This window comes from Acinetobacter portensis (genome assembly GCF_010646905.1).
Taxonomy (GTDB): domain Bacteria; phylum Pseudomonadota; class Gammaproteobacteria; order Pseudomonadales; family Moraxellaceae; genus Acinetobacter; species Acinetobacter portensis.
In genome coordinates this window covers 1,522,368-1,538,753 of record NZ_JAAARQ010000002.1, presented here as the reverse complement: position 1 = coordinate 1,538,753, position 16,386 = coordinate 1,522,368, and the positions used below count along the sequence as shown (strand labels likewise).

At 39.0% G+C, this 16,386-nt stretch carries 11 protein-coding genes; all 11 read right to left on the bottom strand.

The window, feature by feature from the left end:
* Positions 1-32 precede the first annotated feature (32 nt).
* Positions 33-296, bottom strand: coding sequence for a hypothetical protein (locus tag GTK57_RS07335; protein WP_152873309.1), 264 nt, complete (start codon positions 294-296; stop codon positions 33-35).
* A 197-nt stretch (positions 297-493) separates the two neighbouring features.
* Complete coding sequence (gene htpG, locus GTK57_RS07330) at positions 494-2,413, bottom strand: molecular chaperone HtpG (RefSeq protein ID WP_163122187.1); 1,920 nt, start codon at positions 2,411-2,413, stop codon at positions 494-496.
* 89 nt (positions 2,414-2,502) lie between these two features.
* A complete protein-coding gene (locus GTK57_RS07325; protein ID WP_152873305.1) occupies positions 2,503-2,847 on the bottom strand; it encodes a lysozyme inhibitor LprI family protein in 345 nt (114 codons plus the stop codon).
* A gap of 149 nt (positions 2,848-2,996) precedes the next feature.
* Positions 2,997-3,599, bottom strand: coding sequence for an OmpW/AlkL family protein (locus GTK57_RS07320; protein ID WP_163122184.1), 603 nt, complete (start codon positions 3,597-3,599; stop codon positions 2,997-2,999).
* Between the two features lie 246 nt (positions 3,600-3,845).
* Positions 3,846-5,213, bottom strand: a complete 1,368-nt coding sequence (locus GTK57_RS07315; RefSeq protein WP_152875440.1) for a Na+/H+ antiporter family protein — start codon at positions 5,211-5,213, stop codon at positions 3,846-3,848.
* Positions 5,214-5,482: 269 nt separating this feature from the next.
* Complete coding sequence (locus GTK57_RS07310; protein WP_152875438.1) at positions 5,483-5,842, bottom strand: DNA transfer protein p32; 360 nt, start codon at positions 5,840-5,842, stop codon at positions 5,483-5,485.
* A 135-nt stretch (positions 5,843-5,977) separates the two neighbouring features.
* The gene (locus GTK57_RS07305; protein WP_152875436.1) at positions 5,978-6,520 is read right to left on the bottom strand and encodes a hypothetical protein; all 543 of its coding nucleotides are present in this window, start codon (positions 6,518-6,520) and stop codon (positions 5,978-5,980) included.
* A gap of 135 nt (positions 6,521-6,655) precedes the next feature.
* Positions 6,656-10,846, bottom strand: a complete 4,191-nt coding sequence (gene rpoC / locus GTK57_RS07300) for a DNA-directed RNA polymerase subunit beta' (protein ID WP_152875434.1) — start codon at positions 10,844-10,846, stop codon at positions 6,656-6,658.
* Between the two features lie 174 nt (positions 10,847-11,020).
* Positions 11,021-15,109, bottom strand: a complete 4,089-nt coding sequence (gene rpoB, locus GTK57_RS07295) for a DNA-directed RNA polymerase subunit beta (RefSeq protein ID WP_152875432.1) — start codon at positions 15,107-15,109, stop codon at positions 11,021-11,023.
* Between the two features lie 305 nt (positions 15,110-15,414).
* On the bottom strand, positions 15,415-15,780 hold the full coding sequence (rplL, locus tag GTK57_RS07290) for a 50S ribosomal protein L7/L12 (protein WP_067669559.1): 366 nt from the start codon (positions 15,778-15,780) through the stop codon (positions 15,415-15,417).
* A 48-nt stretch (positions 15,781-15,828) separates the two neighbouring features.
* The gene (gene rplJ, locus GTK57_RS07285) at positions 15,829-16,335 is read right to left on the bottom strand and encodes a 50S ribosomal protein L10 (RefSeq protein WP_152875430.1); all 507 of its coding nucleotides are present in this window, start codon (positions 16,333-16,335) and stop codon (positions 15,829-15,831) included.
* Between the last annotated feature and the right edge of the window lie 51 nt (positions 16,336-16,386).

Sequence of the window (16,386 nt, the reverse complement as noted above, 5' to 3'; positions counted from 1 at the left end):
CCCATCTAGAAGATGGGCTTTTTTAAAAACAGCTATACAACTGATTTATATTTCACAACATGACCTTCACGAGTAAAACGTTTTTTATCTGTGATTTTTGCTTCAGTTTTTGCACGCTCATTTTTATCTGCACGCTTACGATCTACAAATGGATTAATTTCCACATGACTTAACGCTTTATCCACAGAAACATTCGATTTATGAACACCTGTTTTTTCAGATACATTTGCAACAGCAACTTGCATAGAACCCAAAGAAATACTTACAACAGCAACGAGAGATAGAAAAAGTTTCATAATTTAAACTCCAAAATTAAACATCGTTATTATAGATTAATAATTGAATTTTTATTTAATTTACAGATTAATATATGGACGTATTTTCTTATCATTTTTATTGAAAATTTGAATAAGATATAAGCAATCTATTTCTACTTATTCCGTTTTAAGCACAATAAAAAACCTCCCGAAGGAGGCTTTCTATCACTGAACAATTACTTCAATAAAAGACTATTGATACGCTTAATGTATTCAGCAGGATCATCAGGTAAACCGCCTTCAGCAATAAGTGCCTGATCAAAAATTACATTGGCTAAATCATCAAACTGCTCTGAGTTTTCTAATTTTTTCACCAATGGATGTTCAGGGTTAATTTCCAAAATTGGCTTAATTTCAGGAACAGGCTGTCCTGCTTGTTTTAACATGCGTAATAGTTGTGGAGATAAATCACCATCACTTGTCACTAAACATGCAGGAGAATCGACTAGACGCGTCGTTACGCGTACTTCTTTGGTCTTCTTATTCAATGCAGAAGATAACTTTTCAACAACAGGTTTAAATTGCTCCGTTGCTTCTTCTAATGCTTTTTTCTCTTCTGCATCTTGAAGATCGCCTAAATCAACCGCACCTTTTGCCACGTTTTGCATTGGTGTACCGTCAAACTCATGAACAAACTCCATTGCCCATTCATCTACACGTTCAGACATTAACAATACTTCAATGCCTTTTTTCTTGAATAATTCAAGTTGTGGTGAGTTTTTCGCAGCATTTAGGCTATCAGCAGTCACGTAATAGATTGCATTTTGCCCTTCTTTCATACGCGCTTTGTAATCTGCCAAAGATGTTGAAACATCATCATTGGTAGATGTCGCAAAACGTAAAAGTTTTAAAATACGCTCATGGTTTGTTGTATCTTGACCCAAGCCTTCTTTCAATACAGAACCAAATTCTGCGTAGAATGTTTTAAATTTCTCTTGGTCTTTTCCATCTTCAGATTTAGCTAAACCATCTAACACAGTCAAAATACGACGTGTGTTACCTTCACGAATAGTTTTAACATCACGGCTTTCTTGAAGTAATTCACGGCTTACATTTAATGGTAAATCTGCACTATCAACAACACCTTGAACAAAGCGTAAGTAGTTTGGAATGAGGTTTTCTGCTTCATCCATAATAAATACACGTTTCACATAAAGTTTAAGACCTGGTTTTGCTTCACGTGTGAAAATATTACTTGGTGCTTTGCTTGGAATATAAAGTAGTTGTGTATATTCAGTGCTACCTTCAACACGGTTATGCGCCCATGCAAGTGGTGCTTCAAAGTCATGGCTTAAGTTCTTATAAAACTCTGTGTATTGCTCTTCTGTAATTTCTGACTTATTACGCGTCCACAGTGCACTTGCCGAGTTAATTGCTTCCCACTCATCAGTCTTAACATATTGACCGCCTTTAGGTTCTTCACCTTCAGCAACCTCTTCTTGTTGCCAAACTTCTTTTTGCATTTCAATTGGCAAGCTAATGTGGTCAGAATATTTATTAATGATTTGTTTAACTTTATATGCTTCTAAATAATCTAAAGCATCATCACGTAAATGTAGAATGATGTCTGTACCACGGCTTTCTTTTTCAATTTGTTCAACTTCAAAATCGCCTGTACCACCACTAATCCAACGAACAGCTTCATTTGTAGCTGTACCTGCACGACGTGATTCAACAGTAATTTTTTCGGCAACAATAAAGCCAGAATAGAAGCCAACACCAAATTGACCAATTAATTGCGCATCTGATTTTTGATCACCAGATAATTTAGACATAAAGTCTTTAGTACCTGATTTTGCAATTGTACCTAAGTTATCAATCGCTTCTTGTTGAGTTAAACCAATTCCGTTATCAGAAATTGTAATGGTTTTATTGTCTTTATCTAGAATGACACGAACGTGTAGTTCTGGGTCATTTTCATAATATTCAGGATGATTAATCCCTTCGAAACGCAACTTATCACACGCATCTGATGCATTCGAAATCAATTCACGTAGAAAAATTTCTGGGTTTGAATATAGAGAATGCGTCACTAAATGTAATAGCTGTGCTACTTCAGCTTGGAAACTATGTTTTTGTGCGCTTTGCTCGCTCATTCATTACTCCTTAAATTCATTACATTGTTTGAGATACATAATGAATTGGAGCAAGATCAACATTTTTCAATAGTCGTTTTTAAAAAAATTTAGAAAGGTCCCTGTTTATAAACACGCTGCAAATATATATCGAGTTGCTGTTGACGCATTTTATAAACTTCTTTCAAACAAGAAACCCCTGTACCACAACGGTCACGCATTGCTAACCATTTGACTTGCTCATCTCGAATAGCAGACCGAGTTCCCATTGGCATTAACTTATTTACAATTTTATAAGATGTTGCCATGCGGACATCTGCATCATTTACATCTAAGTTCTCACAAATTGTATGTTCTGTCTGGGTAGTTGCACGTGAGCAATCAAAACTTGCTGCATATGATTTAACTGTAAACATACAAGCAATGATGAATATACCTTGAATGATTTTTTTCATTATTTCACTAATCTTTATTTATATTATGAGCCTCACATTAGAAGTTTATATTTATCTATTCAATATATATCTACATTATTTTTGTTTTCTATTTGCAATAAAAAACCCCATCAAAGATGGGGTTTTTCTTATTCTACATGTCTAAAAAATTAGAACTTGTAGCTATAACCTGCAGTGTAGATAATTGGATCAATGTCTAATTTGAAATTAACATTTTGATTTACCGTTACTTCAGGATTCAAATCTGCATAACGTACATCAAAGAATACACCCCAGTTTTTTGCATCAGCTGGTTGGAAGTTCACACCAACTTGAGCAGCATAACCATAATCTTCTTTAACTTTAGCGTCAGTCAAACCACCAGAAGTTTTTTCATCCCAAGGAATAAATGCTGTAACACCAACACCTACATATGGAGTAAAACCTGTAGAGTTTTTGAAGTGATATTTTGCAGTTAAAGTTGGAGGTAGATGTTTAACTTTAACACCACCATTTACCGCTCCACGAGCAGTTACATCATGGCTAATTGGAGTAGCCAACAATAATTCTGTAGAGAAATTATCATTAAAGAAATATTCTACAGATGGCGTAAATGCACCTTCATTTTTAGCTTCAACTGTTACTGCACCACCAAGAATATCTGAATCTTGAGTAGGAGCAATTACAGAGCCACCGACTTTAACTTGCCATTGACCAGCCATTGCAGAAGCTGACATACCCATTAATGCAATAAGAGCAACTTGTTTTAGCATTTTTAAAATACCCTTGTTATGAATAATATTATAATAAACATGAGTATTAATATTATGCAATAGCTATTATTTCATTAACGTTTAACATATTTTTAAGATTATGTTTTTTAAAGATATTTATTTAAATCTAACCAATAAGGTTGGTTTTAATACCAACCTTATTAATCTGGTTAATTTTATTTTAATCCTACTAAACTTATCAGAAATAAATACATATTATTTTCTAATATATTTAGCAAAATTAGATTATAAAACCATTGCTGCAATCCAACCAAAAATCATCAGTGGGATATTATAGTGAATGAATGTTGGGACTACACTGTCTCTCATATGGTCATGTTGACCATCCATATTCAAGCCAGAAGTCGGTCCTAATGTTGAGTCTGATGCTGGAGAACCTGCATCACCCAATGCTGCTGCGGTACCAATAAGAGCAATGGTTGCCATTGGACTAAAACCGAATTGTAAGCATAAAGGTACATAAATAATGGCAAGAATTGGCACGGTCGAAAATGATGAACCAATACCTAATGTAATTAATAATCCAATTAACAACATCCAAAATGCAGCTAAACCTTGACTATCACCAATCCACTGAACAGATGCTTGAACCAATGCAGGAACTTGATTTGTCGCCTCAATAACAGATGCAAAGCCTTGTGCTGAAATCATAATGAAGCCAACCAATGCCATCATACGCATACCACTAATAATGACATCATCTGCTTCTTTCCATTTAAAAATGCCTGCGCAACTTAAAATGGCAACACCCACAAGTCCAGCTAAAATCATGGAATCAGAAATTACTTGCACGAAAAGCGTCATCACAATGGCTATTGCCGCCATAATTAGCGTAAATTTAGCAACAAGAGGTTTACCGTTTTCATCACTTTGTACGCTATTAGAAATAGAATGTTGTGAAGATTTAACGCTTAATTCTGAATATTCTCTTGGTTTGCGGTAACTAAAAAATACAGCAATGAGTAATCCCACAAACATGCCTAATACTGGAATAGCCATTGCATGAGGAATTTGGTCATATGAAATATGGAAACCATATGGCTTACCAAATGTATTGATGTTTTGCCCCAGAATATCATTGAGGAAAATCGCACCAAATCCAAAAGGTACTAACATATATGTCCCAACTAAACCAAAAGTCAGCACGCAAGCAATTAAACGACGATCTAGCTTAAGATGATTAAATACGCTAAGTAGTGGTGGAATAAGAACAGGAATAAAAGCAATATGGACGGGAATAACGTTTTGTGAACATACAGCAGCAAGTGCAACTGTAGCAAAAATGGTGTATTTCACACGATTTTGTGCTTTCACATCACTATTCCCTTTTAGGGCTGTAATGAGTTTATAAGCAAGAAGATCTGGTAAACCTGAACGCGCCAGAGCTAAAGCAAAAGCTCCCAATACACCATATGCGAGTGCAATTTGAGCGCCATTACCTAAGCCACTATTAAAGGCTTCAATCGTTCCATGGATACCAAGTCCAGCCAATAGACCGCCTGTGACAGCACCAATAATTAATGCGAATACCACAGGAACACGAGCCAATGACAGTCCAAACATGACTGTGATGGCAGCAAGAATTGCAAACATAGTAAGTAGTAATTGTGAAAAAAAGGCATTTTATCAGAGTTTTGTATTAAATTTGCTCCAGTTATCCGCTTGCTACTTTGTTTCTTTAAAATATAGAGAATGAATTTTATTAAAAAGATAATATTTTAATGAATATCAATTATCAGACTAAATGTAATGTTAAATTTTTTTAAAATTAAAAGAGATCAAGATGATATTTAGAGATTTCCATTTATAAAAAAAGCGCAGGAATTGCGCTTTTTTTACGTATTTACGGATGCAATAAATACTTATTTTTTCTTTTGCTCAACTGCAGCACCAGCACCACCGCCTAGCGCACCACCAATCGCAGCACCAGAATTACCACCTAAAATTTCTTTACCTAAAATGGCACCTACAGCACCACCCACACCACTGTAAGTTGCATTTTTATTTGAGCCATTTTGCGTTTTACTACCAATAGCAGCGCCCGCACCTGCACCTGCAGCAGAACCAAGACCTCCACCCACTTTATTACCAACACCACCACCGACAGCACCACCTAAAGCAGCAGCTCCAATACGCTGTTGGTTTGTGCTCATATTTTCACAACCAGCTAACATTAGTGCTGAAACAGCGACTACACCAGTCATCGTTAATATTTTTTTCATGATATTTCTCCTGTATGTTTAATTTATATTAGCCATTTTTTAAACAACAATTTAATAGATTAATGTAAATTAAACTTGCTTACTTCTAAGTTCAAAATATTCTATCAAAAATACGCTAATGCTTTTCTTTTCGCTTTATGGGTTTTCATTAATAATGAGAAGATCACGTGTTTTTTCACCATTTTCTGTTGTCACAACATGAGATACTTTTTTGTTTGTATCAACACCATTTGCTTCATTCAACTTCAAAGTACGTTTCACGGGCTGCAATTGATCTTTTTTGAATTCAATGCCTTCTGCATCTATATTCTTGGTTTGTGAAATTATTTTTCCATCTTGCTTTAGCGTCTTATTCAGTTCAATTTTTGAAGTAGGTACAATCACACCTCCTTTTTTTATGACAGGAATAGATAATTGTTTATCTGAAAATTGTTGCTGATCATCATTAAATTCAACTTCACGTGCAATAACATCTTTTCCTTTATTTGTTACCTCAAAAATTGTTGCTTCTACATGGCGTGTTGCATTTTGACCTGCAACTTTGCGAATCACTTCTGTTTTAAGCACGGGAACCACAGCTTTATCTTCAACAGTAATTGTATGTGGCATAGGTGCTGCCATTGTAAATGTTGATAAACTCAAAACAGCTAAGCCTAAAATTGTTTTATTTAATTTCATGTTTAATCCCTCAATTAATTGTAATGATCTTTTGCTTATTTAATATATGAAAAATAACGTATTTTTAAAAGTGTTTATTTTAGATATAAAAAAGGCGCCCTAAGGCGCCTTTTAATTCAATCATTTAACGTTGAATTAAAACTCTTCGTTAAATGCTTGGCTTAAAGCTTGGTCTACATCAGAGAAATCATTTACAAGCTCAAATTCAGCAGCTTCAGATTCTTGACGACGACGTTCTAAGTGGTAAGCAAGACCAGTACCCGCTGGGATCAAACGACCCACAACAACGTTCTCTTTCAAGCCACGTAAATCATCTTCTTTACCTGTTACAGCAGCTTCAGTTAACACACGAGTTGTTTCCTGGAACGATGCAGCAGAGATGAACGAGTCAGTAGAAAGCGATGCTTTTGTGATACCCATCAATTGACGTTCATATTTCGCAGGGAATTTGTTTTGTGCAAGAACCGCTTGGTTTTCAGCAACCATACGGATGTACTCAACTTGTTCACCTTTGATGAAGCTTGTATCACCGCCATCAGTAATGTCAACTTTACGCAACATTTGACGAACAATCACTTCAATATGTTTGTCGTTGATTTTTACACCTTGTAGACGGTAAACGTCTTGAACTTCGTTCACGATGTAGTTAGTCAACGCCACTTCGCCTTTCAAGCGTAAGATGTCATGCGGATTCTGTGGACCATCAGAAACAGTTTCACCACGGTTTACATGTTCGCCTTCGAACACGTTCATGGTACGCCATTTCGGAATAAGTTCTTCGTAAATCTCAGAACCATCATCCGGAGTAATCACAAGACGGTTCTTACCTTTAGTCTCTTTACCGAAGCTTACAACACCCGAAATTTCAGCAAGAATTGCATGTTCTTTCGGTTTACGTGCTTCGAATAAATCCGCTACGCGCGGAAGACCACCGGTAATATCACGTGTACGTGAAGTTTCTTGTGGAACACGACCAATTACGTCACCCACACCAATTGTTTCGCCATCACGGACAGAAAGAATCGTGTTTTGTGGTAAGAAGTAGAACTGTTCAGCACCATCAACCATGTCTAATACAACTGCAGGACGTAAATCTTTACCTGACGCAGGACGTGAAGTCACTGGTAAGATTTCGATTGTTGTCATACCTGTTGCATCATCAGTTTTAGATGTAACTGTCACACCGTCAGAAATTTGGCTAAAGCGAACTTTACCAGCAACTTCTGTAACAAGTGGATGTGTATGCGGATCCCAAGTTGCAACGATACCGCCAGCTTCTACAGTTTCGCCATCTTTCAACAAGATTGACGCACCGTAAGGAATTTTATAGCGTTCACGTTCACGACCTAAATCATCGGCAATACCAATTTCACCTGAACGTGAAGTTGAAACCAAGTGACCTTTTGCGTGTTGTACTGTTTTCACATTGTGGAAACGTACTGCACCTTTGTTACGAACTTGTACGCTGTTTGCAGCAGAAGTTCGGCTCGCAGCACCACCAACGTGGAATGTACGCATTGTTAACTGTGTACCTGGCTCACCAATTGATTGAGCAGCCATTACACCCACAGATTCACCTGGGTTTACCAAGTGACCGCGAGCTAGGTCACGACCATAACATTTCGCACAAACACCGAATGTAGATTCACAAGCAACAACTGAACGTACTTTAACTTCATCGACACCAGCGTCTTCTAGGAATGCTGCAATTTTCTCGTCGATAAGCGTGTTACGTGGAAGAAGAACTTCATCAGAACCTGCTTTCTTCACATCTTCAGCAACAACACGACCTAGCACTCGAGAACCTAAGTTCTCAATTACATCACCACCTTGAATGAACGGAGTCATTACAAGACCGCCTAAAGTACCGCAATCAGGCTCAGTAATTACTAAGTCTTGCGCTACGTCTACTAGACGACGAGTTAAGTAACCCGAGTTTGCTGTTTTAAGTGCTGTATCTGCCAAACCTTTACGTGCACCGTGTGTTGAAATGAAGTACTGAAGTACTGTCAAACCTTCACGGAAGTTCGCTTTAATAGGCGTTTCAATGATCGAGCCATCTGGCTTAGCCATCAAACCACGCATACCAGCAAGCTGACGAATCTGAGCTGCCGAACCACGGGCACCCGAGTCAGACATCATGTAGATTGAGTTGAATGATTTTTGCTTCTCATCTTCACCCTGTTTGTTTTTAACAGTTGTGAAAGATAAGTTATCCATCATCGCTTTCGCTACTTGGTCGTTTGTACGCGCCCAAATATCGACAACTTTGTTATAACGTTCACCAGCAGTTACGAAACCTTGTTCAAACTGTTGTTCGATTTCACGAACTTCAGCTTCAGATTTCGCAATAATCGCTTCTTTGTTTGGCGGAATTAACATGTCTTCCATACCAACAGAAACGCCTGAACGAGTCGCTTGACGGAAGCCCAAGTACATCAATTGGTCAGCAAAGATAACTGTATCTTTAAGACCTAATTTACGGTAACAAGAGTTAATTAACTTAGAAATGTTCTTTTTCGTCATTTCAAGGTTAATTTGTTGGAAATCCATACCTTCAGGAACAACTTCCCAAAGTAAGCAACGACCTGGTGTTGTATCAACAATAATCGTTTGATGCTCACGGTTACCATCTTCATCAATAACAGTTTGGTGTACACGTGCTTTAACGCGAGCGTGTAAATCAACTTGACCTGTTGCTAATGCACGGTTTACTTCGTGAGTATCTGCAAACACCATGCCTTCACCTTTGGCATTGATTGCATCACGAGTGATGTAATACAAGCCCAAGACAACGTCTTGAGAAGGTACGATGATTGGCTCACCGTTCGCTGGAGACAAGATGTTGTTTGTAGACATCATTAACGCACGAGCTTCTAATTGAGCTTCGATTGTTAAAGGTACGTGTACCGCCATTTGGTCACCGTCGAAGTCGGCGTTAAACGCAGCACATACTAACGGGTGAAGACGGATCGCTTTACCTTCAATTAGAATAGGTTCAAATGCTTGAAGACCTAAACGGTGAAGTGTTGGCGCACGGTTCAACATCACTGGATGTTGACGAATAACTGATGCTAGAACGTCCCAAACTTCTGGAGTTTCGCGCTCAACCATTTTCTTCGCAGCTTTAATGGTTGTTGCTTGACCAGATGCTTGTAGTTTCGCAAAGATAAATGGTTTGAATAATTCAAGCGCCATTTTCTTAGGAAGACCACATTGGTGTAAACGTAAAGTAGGACCAACTGTAATTACCGAACGACCAGAATAGTCAACACGCTTACCAAGTAAGTTTTGACGGAAACGACCTTGTTTACCTTTGATCATATCTGCCAAAGACTTAAGAGGACGTTTGTTCGAACCAGTAATTGCACGACCACGACGACCGTTATCTAATAATGCATCTACAGACTCTTGTAACATACGTTTTTCGTTACGTACGATAATATCAGGAGCTGAAAGATCAAGAAGACGTTTCAAACGGTTGTTACGGTTAATCACACGACGATAAAGATCGTTCAAGTCAGAAGTCGCGAAGCGACCACCTTCAAGAGGAACCAACGGACGAAGATCTGGTGGAAGAACTGGAAGTACAGTTAACACCATCCATTCTGGTTTGTTGTTCGACTCTTTAAACGCTTCCATCAACTTCAAACGTTTAGATGCTTTTTTAAGCTTCGTTTCTGAAGTTGTAGTCGGAATTTCTTCACGTAAACGTGAAATTTCGTTTTCAAGATCGATGTCTTTCAACAAATCTTGAATCGCTTCTGCACCCATTTTCGCAGTGAATTCATCACCGTGTTCTTCTAACGCATTGAAGTATTCTTCATCGTTAAGAAGTTGGTATTTCTCGAATGGAGTCATACCTGGGTCAGTTACTACATATGATTCGAAATACAATACGCGTTCAATATCACGTAATGTCATATCAAGTAACAAACCAATACGGCTTGGTAATGATTTTAAGAACCAAATATGAGCAACTGGAGAAGCCAATTCGATGTGACCCATACGCTCACGACGAACTTTCGCAGTTGTTACTTCAACGCCACATTTTTCACAAATGACGCCTTTGTATTTCATACGCTTGTATTTACCACACAAGCATTCATAATCTTTTACTGGACCAAAAATTTTGGAACAGAACAAACCATCACGTTCTGGTTTGAACGTACGATAGTTAATAGTTTCAGGCTTTTTAACTTCACCATGAGACCATGACTTAATCATTTCTGGTGACGCAAGACCAATACGGATGCGATCAAACTCTACAGGAGCATGACCGTCTGAATCCGTCTTTTTGCGCATGATATCGAGCAAGTCTTTCAATTTTTTTCTCCGTGTGTTGTGGAGATTTTCACTCAACAACTGGGTCACAAATATTGTTTTTTAACTGAGTAATCCTCCCTCAATCCCTCCTTTTTCTAAGGAGGGAAGCTCCTACCCTTTCGAGTGGGAACTCCCCCTTTCTCAAAGGGGGTTGGGGGGATTAAATGGAACTAATTAGTCACCATTTTTCAGTTCAATGTTGATACCTAAAGAACGGATCTCTTTGGTCAATACGTTGAACGATTCTGGCATACCCGGATCCATATAATGGTTTCCATCTACAATGTTCTTGTAGATACGAGTACGACCTTCAACGTCATCCGACTTAACTGTAAGCATTTCTTGTAGCGTGTAAGCTGCACCGTATGCTTCAAGTGCCCAAACTTCCATCTCACCGAAACGCTGACCACCGAATTGTGCTTTACCACCAAGCGGCTGTTGCGTAACTAGAGAGTAAGAACCAGTAGAACGCGCATGCATTTTGTCGTCTACCAAGTGGTTCAGTTTCAACATGTACATGTAACCAACAGTTACAGGACGGTCAAAACGCTCACCTGTACGTCCATCATACAATACTGTTTGACCAGTACGTGAAATGCCCGCAAGTTCTAATAACTCTTTGATTTGACTTTCATCAGCACCATCAAATACAGGTGTTGCTAAAGGAACACCTTTACGCAAGTTCTTAGAAAGTGCTAGAACTTCTTGGTCAGTTAAGCTATCAAGATCTTCTTGCTCGCCACCAACTTTGTTGTAAATCTTATCTAAGAATTCACGAAGCTCCATGATTGTACGTTGCTCTTGCATCATCTTGTCGATTTTTTCGCCAAGACCACGAGCAGCCATACCCAAGTGAGTTTCTAGAATCTGACCCACGTTCATACGTGAAGGTACACCTAGCGGGTTAAGTACGATATCAACTGGAACACCATTTGCATCGTGTGGCATATCTTCTACTGGTAGGATGTTTGAAACAACACCTTTGTTACCATGACGACCCGCCATTTTGTCACCCGGTTGGATGCGACGTTTAACAGCTAAGTAAACTTTAACAACTTTTAATACGCCAGTTGTAAGTTCATCACCTGTAGAAAGTTTGCGTTTTTTCTCTGCAAATTTCTCATCAATTTCATGGCTCTTCTCTTTCAAGAACACCTGAATTTGAGTTAAACGTTCTGCGATTGCTTCATCAACTGGTTGGATATCCAACAAATCAACAAGCTCTAAACTAGACAACATATCTTCAGCAAGTTTGTCGCCACGTTTAGTTGTACCACCACCGTTCGATTCTTGACCTTTCAATAAACGAATGATACGTTCACGAGCCGCTTCTTCAAAGATTTTGAATTCTTCTTTCAAATCTTTACGGTAAGCATCAAGCTGTGCTTTTTCAATTGCTTGAGCACGATCATCTTTTTCAAGACCATCACGCGTAAACACTTGAACGTCAATAACTGTACCTTTAACGCTTGAAGATACGCGTAAAGATGAGTCTTTAACATCAGCAGCTTTTTCACCGAAGATTGCGCGAAGCAATTTTTCTTCAGGTGTTAACTGCGTTTCACCTTTAGGTGTTACTTTACCTACAAGGATGTCACCAGCAGCAACTTCAGCACCGATATAAACAATACCTGATTCATCAAGTTTAGACAGCGCAGCTTCACCTACGTTAGGAATATCGGCAGTAATTTCTTCTGCACCTAACTTAGTATCACGAGCAACACATGACAATTCTTGAATATGAATCGAAGTTAAACGATCTTCTTGAAGAACACGTTCAGAAAGTAAGATCGAGTCTTCATAGTTGTAACCGTTCCAAGTCATGAACGCCACACGCATGTTTTGACCAAGAGCCAATTCACCGCCATCAGTCGATGGACCATCAGCTAATACATCACCACGACCTACTTTATCGCCCATGTTCACAAGAACTTTTTGGTTGATACAAGTATTTTGGTTCGAACGTGTGTATTTGATGAGGTTGTAGATATCTACACCAGCTTCACCAGCAATCATCTCTTCTTCGTTTACACGAATAACAACACGAGAAGCATCTACGTATTCAATACGACCACCACGGTTCGCGATTACACACACACCAGAGTCATGTGCTACGTTCGCTTCCATACCCGTACCTACGAGTGGTTTGTCAGCGATTAACGTAGGAACAGCCTGACGTTGCATGTTTGAACCCATCAATGCACGGTTGGCATCATCGTGTTCAAGGAACGGAATAAGTGACGCAGCTACAGATACAACCTGCTGAGCAGATACATCCATATGCGTTACTTTTTCAGGAGGCATACGTACGAAGTCACCTTGATGACGTACAGATACAACTTCTTCTAATAAGTTACCATCAGCATCAACTGCAGAATCGGCCTGTGCAATTACAGTGCCTACTTCTTCAATTGCAGATAAGTATTCGATATCTAAAGTTACACGGCCATCAACAACTTTACGGTATGGTGTTTCTAAGAAACCAAAGTTATTACACTTCGCATAAACAGAAAGCGAGTTGATCAAACCAATGTTTGGACCTTCCGGAGTTTCAATTGGACATACGCGACCGTAGTGAGTTTGATGTACGTCACGTACTTCAAAGCCTGCACGCTCACGAGTCAAACCGCCGGGACCAAGAGCCGATACACGACGTTTATGCGTGATTTCAGATAATGGGTTGTTTTGGTCCATGAACTGAGACAACTGGCTTGAACCAAAGAATTCTTTGATTGCAGCAGCAACTGGCTTCGCATTGATTAAATCTTGCGGAGATAAGTTATCAGTTTCAGCTTGGCTTAAACGCTCTTTAACAGCACGTTCAACACGAACTAGACCAACACGGAATTGGTTTTCTGTCATTTCACCAACAGAACGAACACGACGGTTACCCAAGTGATCAATGTCGTCGACTTCGCCTTTACCGTTACGAATTTCAATTAATGTTTTTAAAACATCAGTGATATCTTCGTTCGATAAAATACCTTCAACTTCACGTGACTTCTGATCTGTACCAACTTCGTAAGGACGACCTAAACGACGGTTGAACTTCATACGACCTACAGGAGATAAGTCATAACGTTCAGAAGAGAAGAACAAGTTATTGAATAAGTTTTCAGCAGCTTCTTTTGTTGGTGGCTCGCCCGGACGCATTACTTTGTAGATTTCTACAAGCGCTTCTTCACGACTTGTAGTCGTATCAGCACGTAGAGAGTCTGCAATGAATGAACCACGGTCGATATCATTTGTGAACAGAATATTGAACTGCTTCACGCCGCCTTCTGCAAGCTTAACCATGATTTCATGGCTCAATACTGTGTTTGCAGCAATAACATCGCCATCACGTAAAGTGATGTTTTCAGCAGTAATACGCTCGTACAAGTATTCATCAGGAACTGAAAGCTTCGTTAAACCAGCTGCTTCCATTTGACGAACATGACGTGCATTAATACGTTTACCTTGTTCAACAATCGCTTTGCCGTCAGCATCAAGAATGTCGAATTGAGCCATTTCACCACGCAGGCGTTCAGGTACAAGGTCAATTTGGTAGCTACCCATGTCTAGGTATACAGGAACTTTTTCAAAGAATAAATCTAAGATCTGTTCATCTTTATAACCTAAAGCACGAAGTACAACAGTTGCTAATAATTTACGACGACGGTCAATACGTACAAAGACTAAATCTTTTGCATCGAACTCGAAATCTAACCATGAACCACGGTAAGGAATAATACGAGCAGAATAAAGAACTTTACCGCTTGAGTGCGTTTTGCCTTTATCGTGATCGAAGAATACGCCTGGTGAACGATGTAATTGAGATACAATTACACGCTCAGTACCGTTAATAACGAAAGTACCGTTATCTGTCATGAGTGGCATTTCACCCATGTACACTTCTTGCTCACGCACATCTTTAATAGATTTTGTTTCGCGATCTTTAAGGATCAAACGAATTTTAACGCGCATTGGTGCTGCATAAGTTGAGCCACGAAGAATACACTCGCGAACATCAAACTCAGGCTTACCAAGACTATACTCAACAAATTCTAAAGCAGCATTGCCAGAATAACTTTCTATAGGAAAAACTGAACGAAATGCGGCTTGGAGACCGATATCTTCGCGGTTTTTTGGAGTTTTGCCGTCTTGAAGGAACGTTCTGTACGAGTCGACTTGAATCGCGAGCAAGTACGGAGCATCCATAACGCTAGGCAATTTACCAAAATTCTTACGGATCCGTTTCTTTTCGGTATATGAGTATGCCATCTGGAGTCCTCGGAAAGTAAACTAAACCCGCCTGCAGAACGGATTTAGAAGGAATTACGCAGGTCGATATGACCACCACTTTGTTCAAATGCTGCAATTTTCAGTGGTATTAAAACGCTTAACAATATTTTCTAACATGGAAAAATATTGGTAAGCATTTGATCTTCATCAATTATTATAAATATTGGCGCTTTTTACACCAAGATAACAAAAATCGAGCCGATTATTGTAACGCAAAAAGGCTGATGACCCAAGAGCCATCAGCCAATTTTTGGGGTCAAATTAAAATTTGCCCCCTGGCAAAATTACTTAACAGTAATTGTAGCACCAGTTTCTTCAAGTTTTTTCTTAAGTTCTTCAGCTTCTTCTTTAGAAACAGCTTCTTTAAGAACTGAAGGAGCGCCTTCAACTAAATCTTTAGCTTCTTTCAAGCCAAGACCAGTAACTTCACGAACTGCTTTAATTACAGCTACTTTGTTAGCACCAAAAGAAGTCAACTCAACGTTGAATTCTGATTGCTCTTCAGCAGCAGCAGCAGCAGGACCAGCAGCTACAGCTACAGCAGCAGCAGATACGTTGAATTTTTCTTCGAATGCAGAAATAAGTTCAACAAGTTCAAGAACAGTTTTTTCAGCAACTGCGTTTAGGATTTCTTCGTTTGTTAAAGCCATGAGAGTAACTCCAAATGGGTATTGAATGATGTGTGTTTAAGTTTGAGCTTATGCAGCTTCTGACTCGTTTTTCTCTTGAAGCGCTGTAAGTAAGCGACCCAATTTCGAAATAGGAGCTTGAAGAACGTTTGCAAGCATAGTAAGCGCTTTCTCTTGGTTTGGAAGGTTTGCGATAACGCTAACTTCTGCACCTTGATAAAGTTTGCCGTCAAATGCAGCAGCTTTAAGTTCAAATGCTTTATTAGTTTTCGCGAATTCTTCGAACAAACGTGCAGCAGCACCCATGTCATCTTCAGAAGTCGAGAAAGCTAAGATTGTTGGGCCAACAAGAGTTTCATTCAAGATAGTGAATTGCGTATCTTGAAGAGCACGTTTAGCTAAAGTATTACGTACAACACGTGTAGCAACACCTAGTTTACGAGCTTCAACACGTAGAGTAGTTAATTGCTCTACAGTTAAACCTTGGTAGTCAGCAACAACAGCAGCAAACGCTGTAGAAGCAACTTCAGCTACTTCAGCAACGATCTGTTTTTTGCCTTCGATAAGAAGAGCCATTGTAAAACCTCCTAACGGTGATTTATGTACTTACGCGAAGTACACTCCCAA

What these genes read in the sequence shown, in the direction of transcription:
- GTK57_RS07335 (WP_152873309.1), bottom strand. Translation starts at nt 296, where the DNA reads ATGAAACTTTTTCTATCTCTCGTTGCTGTTGTAAGTATTTCTTTGGGT.
- htpG (WP_163122187.1), bottom strand. Translation starts at nt 2,413, where the DNA reads ATGAGCGAGCAAAGCGCACAAAAACATAGTTTCCAAGCTGAAGTAGCA.
- GTK57_RS07325 (WP_152873305.1), bottom strand. Translation starts at nt 2,847, where the DNA reads ATGAAAAAAATCATTCAAGGTATATTCATCATTGCTTGTATGTTTACA.
- GTK57_RS07320 (WP_163122184.1), bottom strand. Translation starts at nt 3,599, where the DNA reads ATGCTAAAACAAGTTGCTCTTATTGCATTAATGGGTATGTCAGCTTCT.
- GTK57_RS07315 (WP_152875440.1), bottom strand. Translation starts at nt 5,213, where the DNA reads ATGTTTGCAATTCTTGCTGCCATCACAGTCATGTTTGGACTGTCATTG.
- GTK57_RS07310 (WP_152875438.1), bottom strand. Translation starts at nt 5,842, where the DNA reads ATGAAAAAAATATTAACGATGACTGGTGTAGTCGCTGTTTCAGCACTA.
- GTK57_RS07305 (WP_152875436.1), bottom strand. Translation starts at nt 6,520, where the DNA reads ATGAAATTAAATAAAACAATTTTAGGCTTAGCTGTTTTGAGTTTATCA.
- rpoB (WP_152875432.1), bottom strand. Translation starts at nt 15,109, where the DNA reads ATGGCATACTCATATACCGAAAAGAAACGGATCCGTAAGAATTTTGGT.
- rplL (WP_067669559.1), bottom strand. Translation starts at nt 15,780, where the DNA reads ATGGCTTTAACAAACGAAGAAATCCTAAACGCAGTTGCTGAAAAAACT.
- rplJ (WP_152875430.1), bottom strand. Translation starts at nt 16,335, where the DNA reads ATGGCTCTTCTTATCGAAGGCAAAAAACAGATCGTTGCTGAAGTAGCT.